This is a genomic window from Streptomyces sp. NPDC031445 (assembly GCF_055581365.1).
In genome coordinates this window covers 1-4,496 of sequence record NZ_JBVIJO010000044.1, presented here as the reverse complement: position 1 = coordinate 4,496, position 4,496 = coordinate 1, and the positions used below count along the sequence as shown (strand labels likewise).

Annotated in this window: 5 protein-coding genes; 3 read left to right on the top strand and 2 right to left on the bottom strand. The window is 72.1% G+C overall.

The window, feature by feature from the left end; translation table 11 throughout:
* Positions 1-289, top strand: a 289-nt coding sequence (locus ACZ5DC_RS40485; RefSeq protein WP_468661482.1) for a nitronate monooxygenase, incomplete at its 5' end; no start/stop codon positions are given.
* Here ACZ5DC_RS40485 and ACZ5DC_RS40480 read toward each other — a convergent pair.
* Positions 280-1,269, bottom strand: a complete 990-nt coding sequence (locus tag ACZ5DC_RS40480) for an SLAC1 family transporter (protein WP_468661480.1) — start codon at positions 1,267-1,269, stop codon at positions 280-282. The two genes, ACZ5DC_RS40485 and ACZ5DC_RS40480, sit on opposite strands and share 10 nt — an antisense overlap.
* A gap of 153 nt (positions 1,270-1,422) precedes the next feature.
* Positions 1,423-2,439 (bottom strand): alcohol dehydrogenase catalytic domain-containing protein, encoded by a 1,017-nt coding sequence (locus ACZ5DC_RS40475; RefSeq protein ID WP_468661478.1) that lies wholly within the window; start codon positions 2,437-2,439, stop codon positions 1,423-1,425.
* 202 nt (positions 2,440-2,641) lie between these two features.
* Here ACZ5DC_RS40475 and ACZ5DC_RS40470 point away from each other — a divergent pair, with 202 nt between their 5' ends.
* Positions 2,642-3,214 (top strand): TetR/AcrR family transcriptional regulator, encoded by a 573-nt coding sequence (locus tag ACZ5DC_RS40470; protein WP_468661476.1) that lies wholly within the window; start codon positions 2,642-2,644, stop codon positions 3,212-3,214.
* Positions 3,215-3,424: 210 nt separating this feature from the next.
* On the top strand, positions 3,425-3,985 hold the full coding sequence (locus tag ACZ5DC_RS40465; RefSeq protein ID WP_468661474.1) for an NADPH-dependent FMN reductase: 561 nt from the start codon (positions 3,425-3,427) through the stop codon (positions 3,983-3,985).
* The last annotated feature ends 511 nt before the right edge of the window (positions 3,986-4,496 follow it).

Genomic DNA, 4,496 nt, shown 5'->3' with positions numbered 1-4,496 from the left:
CGCTGCGCACAAGGCCGCGCTGGCGGACCCGGCCTTCACGCAGACCGTGCTGACCCGTGCGTTCACCGGACGCCCCGCGCGCGGCCTGCGCAACGGGTTCATCGAGCGGTACGACGCGGTCGCCCCGGTGGGTTACCCGGCCCTGCACCATCTCACCGCCCCGTTGCGCAAGGCGGCCACCGCCGCGGGCGACACCCGGCTCATCCACCTGTGGGCCGGCACGGGCTACCGGGAGGCGAGGGCCGAGAGCGTCAGCCGTGCCCTCGAACGGCTCGCCGGTCAGCTGTGACCGGGCGCGCTCCGCGCGGCGCGGAGCGCGTACCCGGCGGTCGCGGCCGAGAGCAGGACGAGCGCGGCGGTGGCCGCGGCCAGGAGCGCCCAGGTGAGAGCCGGTCCGGTCCGGACGCCGGTCGCCGTGAGCAGCCTGATGGTGAAGTTCGTGCTCGCCGTCACGGGGAAGCTGAAGACCCACAGCCCGGGGTGGAACGCGCGCTGACGCAGGTCCGGCAGGAGGAAGGCGACGAGGAGGACCGTGAAGAACAAGGTCCCCGCGAAGCCGTAACCGACCGGGCCGAAGGCTCCCTTGTGGGCCGCGGTCCAGGCTATGCCGCCGGTGGCCGGGGGAATGGTCAGAACGGCGAGTGCGGGTCGCGCCGGCAGCGGCAACGGTCCGGCGGTGACGAGTCCGCCCAGCACGACGGTACCGAAGGTCAGCCAGTACAGCAGCCCGACCGCGAACGCCGCGTCGGCCACACCGGGCAGTCTGAGCGACGAGGCGACGGCGCTGGCGATGAACGGGGCCGAGGAGACGGGCAGCAGATAGCCCGGGTGCAGGACGGTGGCGCTGAGCGAACCGGTGAGCCAGTGGGCGAGCAACCGGGCGGCGACCAGGGCGGCGAGAAGGGCGAAGACCGCGTACGCCCATCGGGCGCCGCCGAGCCCGAAGCGGGAGAAGTGACCGGTGATCAGCATCCCGATGATGGGCACGTAGGCGAGGGCGAAGCCCTGGGCGGGATGACGCAGGTCGTGGCGGAGGCTGCGCCACCTGGCTCCGCCGTGACGCAGATACTGTGCCAGCAGTACGACCCAGACCAGGCCGCTGACCGTGTACAGCAGGTCGCTGACCGGCAGGGCTCCCTGCCGGACGGCCGCCGCCGACTGCCAGGCGCCGCCGAGGCCGGCGGTGCCGAGCGAGACGGACAGCAGGCCGATACGGGCCGCGCGGACCGTGTGTCCGTCCGCGGGGGTGTTCTCTCTGACGTTCTTCACACGAGGTCCTGAGGAGATCCGCCGGGGCGGGTGGGGAGGGGATGCCGGGCGGCGGGGGGCGGGGCGGGACACCCGTGCGGGCGGGGTCCTCGGACTCCTCCCGCACGGCCCGCCGCCCGCGAGGGCCGCACTCCTCGCGGGCGGCGGGGTGACTCAGGCCGCGGTGTCCAGTACGACGCGGAACCGGGCCTTGCCCGAGAGCATCCGCTCGTACCCCTCCATGGCCCGGGCGAAGGGCACGACCTCGACGCTGGGCCGGATGCCGTGGGCCAGGCTGAAGGCCAGGTTGTCCTCGTTCTCGACGGCGGAACCGGTCAGACTGCCGACGATGGCGTGCGTGCCGAAGATCAGGTCGGGGGTCGAGACCGTCAGCGGGTCGGGCGCGGCGCCGACGACGACCAGCGTGCCGTTCGGGGCCAGGCCCCGCACCAGCGGGCTCATGGACGCACCGCTGGTCGCGGTGGCGACGATGACCGAGGCGCCGCCCAGGTCGCGCAGCGCCTCGCCGGGGTCGACGGCGGTGCTGTCGATGTACTCGTCCGCGCCCAGCTTCCGGGCGAGCGCCTCCTTCTCCTCGCCCCGCGCCACCGCGGCGACCCGGTGGCCGAGGCTGCGGGCGTACTGCAGGGCCAGGTGGCCGAGGCCGCCGATGCCCTGCACGGCCACCAGCGAACCGGCCCGGGCGTGCCCCTGCCGCAGCGCGGTGAAGGTGGTCAGCCCTGCGCACAGCAGCGGCGCCGCGTCGATGGCGGAGAGGCCGTCGGGAATGCGCACGAGTCCGCTGGCCCGCGCGTAGACCACCTCCGCGTAGCCGCCGTCGGTGGTCGTGCCGGTCTGCGGCTGGTTCAGGCAGTTGACGAAGTCACCGCGACGGCAGGGCTCGCACTCTCCGCAGTGCCCGTTCAGGAAGCCGACGCCGACCCGGTCGCCGGGCTGCCAGGCGGTGACGCCGGCGCCGACGGCGTCGACGACACCGACGACCTCGTGTCCCGGGACGACGGGCTGCGAGGGGTCCGCGCGCAGGCCTTCGACGGCCAGTACGTCGGTGTGACAGACACCGCAGGCCTCCACCCGCAGTCGGACGTGTCCGGGCTGGGGGTCGACCAGCTCACGCTCGACCAGCCGGAGGTTGTGGACGCCGGTCGCCTCGAAGGCGCGGTACGTGGACATGCTGCTCCTGGGTGTGTGTCGTCGGCCAAGACGGGGCCGGAACAAGGTACCGATCAAAAAATGACCGGTCTACTTAAACGGAGTCTAGCCGAGGTGCGGCGATGGGTCCCGCGTCCTGCGCCCTAAGGCGCCAGGGGCCGGTGCGCCCCGGGGTTTGACTCCGGTGAGGCGACCGCCCATATTGAACCTGAGGTGATCGAGAATGGGACGTGCGTCCAAGCGTGAGGAGATCGCGCAGGCCGCCCTGCGGGAGTTCCAGGCGAGGGGCTTCAACGCCACGGGCGTCAACGACATCACCACCGCCGCCGGAGTGCCCAAGGGGTCGTTCTACAACCACTTCTCCAGCAAGGAGGAGAGCGCCCTGGAGGCGCTGAACCGGTATGCCGCCGGCTTGCGGTTCGACATGCTCACCACGCCGGGACGGCCTCCGCTGGAGCGGCTGCGGGCGCACTTCGAGTACCTCGGCAGGGGCACCCTCGACAACGGCTTCGCCGGCGGCTGCCTGGCCGGCAACTTCGGCGCGGAGATGGCGGACCACAACGAGCAGATCCGCTCGGCCGTCCAGCGCGGATTCGGCCGCTGGGCCGGGCACATCCAGGGGGTGCTCACCGAGGCCAAGGAGGCCGGCGACCTCGCCGGCGCCCTCGATGTGGCGGACACCGCCCTCTTCATCCTGAGCGCCTGGGAAGGCGCGCTCATCGCGGCCAGGGCCGACAAGTCCGCCGCCCCGGTCGAGGCGTTCTTCCGCCTCGTCTTCGGCGTCATCCTGCGCTAGGTCGTCCGGGGCCGAGGACGACCCGGACAACACCACGAACTCCGCTGCCACATCGACGCCGGGCCGAACCCGGGTGTGAGGTGCGGCACGGCTTCACATCAGGGGATTTCTTGACGCGTCAAGTAACACATGTTCTACTTGCTTCGACAAGTATGTGCGGCTGGGCCTGAACCGACCTCAGGCGCGGCCGAGCCATGAAAGGGCGTCCTCATGACCAAGATCGGTATCATCATCGGCAGCACCCGGCCGGGCCGTAACGGTGAAGCCGTCGCTCGCTGGGTGCACGAGGTCGCCTCCGAGCGCGCCGACGCCCAGTTCGAGCTGGTCGATCTGCTGGACTACAAGCTCCCCGTGCTGGACGAGGCGTACCCGGCCTCCCTGGGCAACTACACCCAGCCGCACACCCAGGCCTGGGCCGAGAAGATCGCCTCCCTCGACGGGTTCGTCATCGTCACGCCGGAGTACAACCGCTCCGTGCCGGGCGCGCTGAAGAACGCGATCGACTTCCTCTATGCCGAGTGGAACAACAAGTCCGTCGGCTTCGTCAGCTACGGCTCGCTCGGCGGCGCCCGCGCCGTGGAACACCTGCGTGGCATCGCCGGCGAGCTGCAGCTGGCCGACGTCCGTGCGCAGGTGGGTCTCTCCCTGTTCACGGACTTCGAGAACTTCTCCGTGTTCAAGCCGGCCGACATCCAGCGCGACGCGCTCGTCACCACGCTGGACCAGGTCGTGGCGTGGGCCAAGGCCCTCGCGCCGCTGCGCGCCAGCTGAGGACCTCGCCGGCTTCGGCCGGCGACATCCCGGTCATCGTCGTCCACGAGCGGAGGCGGCGGTGACCGCCACCGGCCGGGGTCGCTCCACGGAGGAGGGGAGCGACCCCGGCCGGCCATGTGCCGTGCGGCCAGTTCGCGTGGCACCTCCGGCGAGAACGCCCGCCACCCGGGCAGGGGCGGCGCTCGGCGCGGGTCCCGCGTTCCTGCGGTGCGGTGGGTTTCCAACAGCCTGAGCCAGACCGCGCACGGGTCACCTCGGCCGCGGCCGCGACGGTCGCCGAGCACAGAAGTGCCCGACGCCGGCCCGCGGACGCCACCTCGGGGCCCGTGAAGACGACCTGTGGAGCGGCGGCGCGGTCAACACGTCCGGCGGCCGACGAAGCTCAGGGTTCCCGGCCGTACGGCGGCGGCCCCTGGCCATTTGACCAGGGGCCGCGCCGGGTCCAGGACCTGCGGGTCCCGCTGTGTGCTCGTCAGGGGGCGGTGGTGATGGAGGCGGGCCGGGTGTT

What these genes read in the sequence shown, in the direction of transcription:
- ACZ5DC_RS40475 (WP_468661478.1), bottom strand. Translation starts at nt 2,439, where the DNA reads ATGTCCACGTACCGCGCCTTCGAGGCGACCGGCGTCCACAACCTCCGG.
- ACZ5DC_RS40470 (WP_468661476.1), top strand. Translation starts at nt 2,642, where the DNA reads ATGGGACGTGCGTCCAAGCGTGAGGAGATCGCGCAGGCCGCCCTGCGG.
- ACZ5DC_RS40465 (WP_468661474.1), top strand. Translation starts at nt 3,425, where the DNA reads ATGACCAAGATCGGTATCATCATCGGCAGCACCCGGCCGGGCCGTAAC.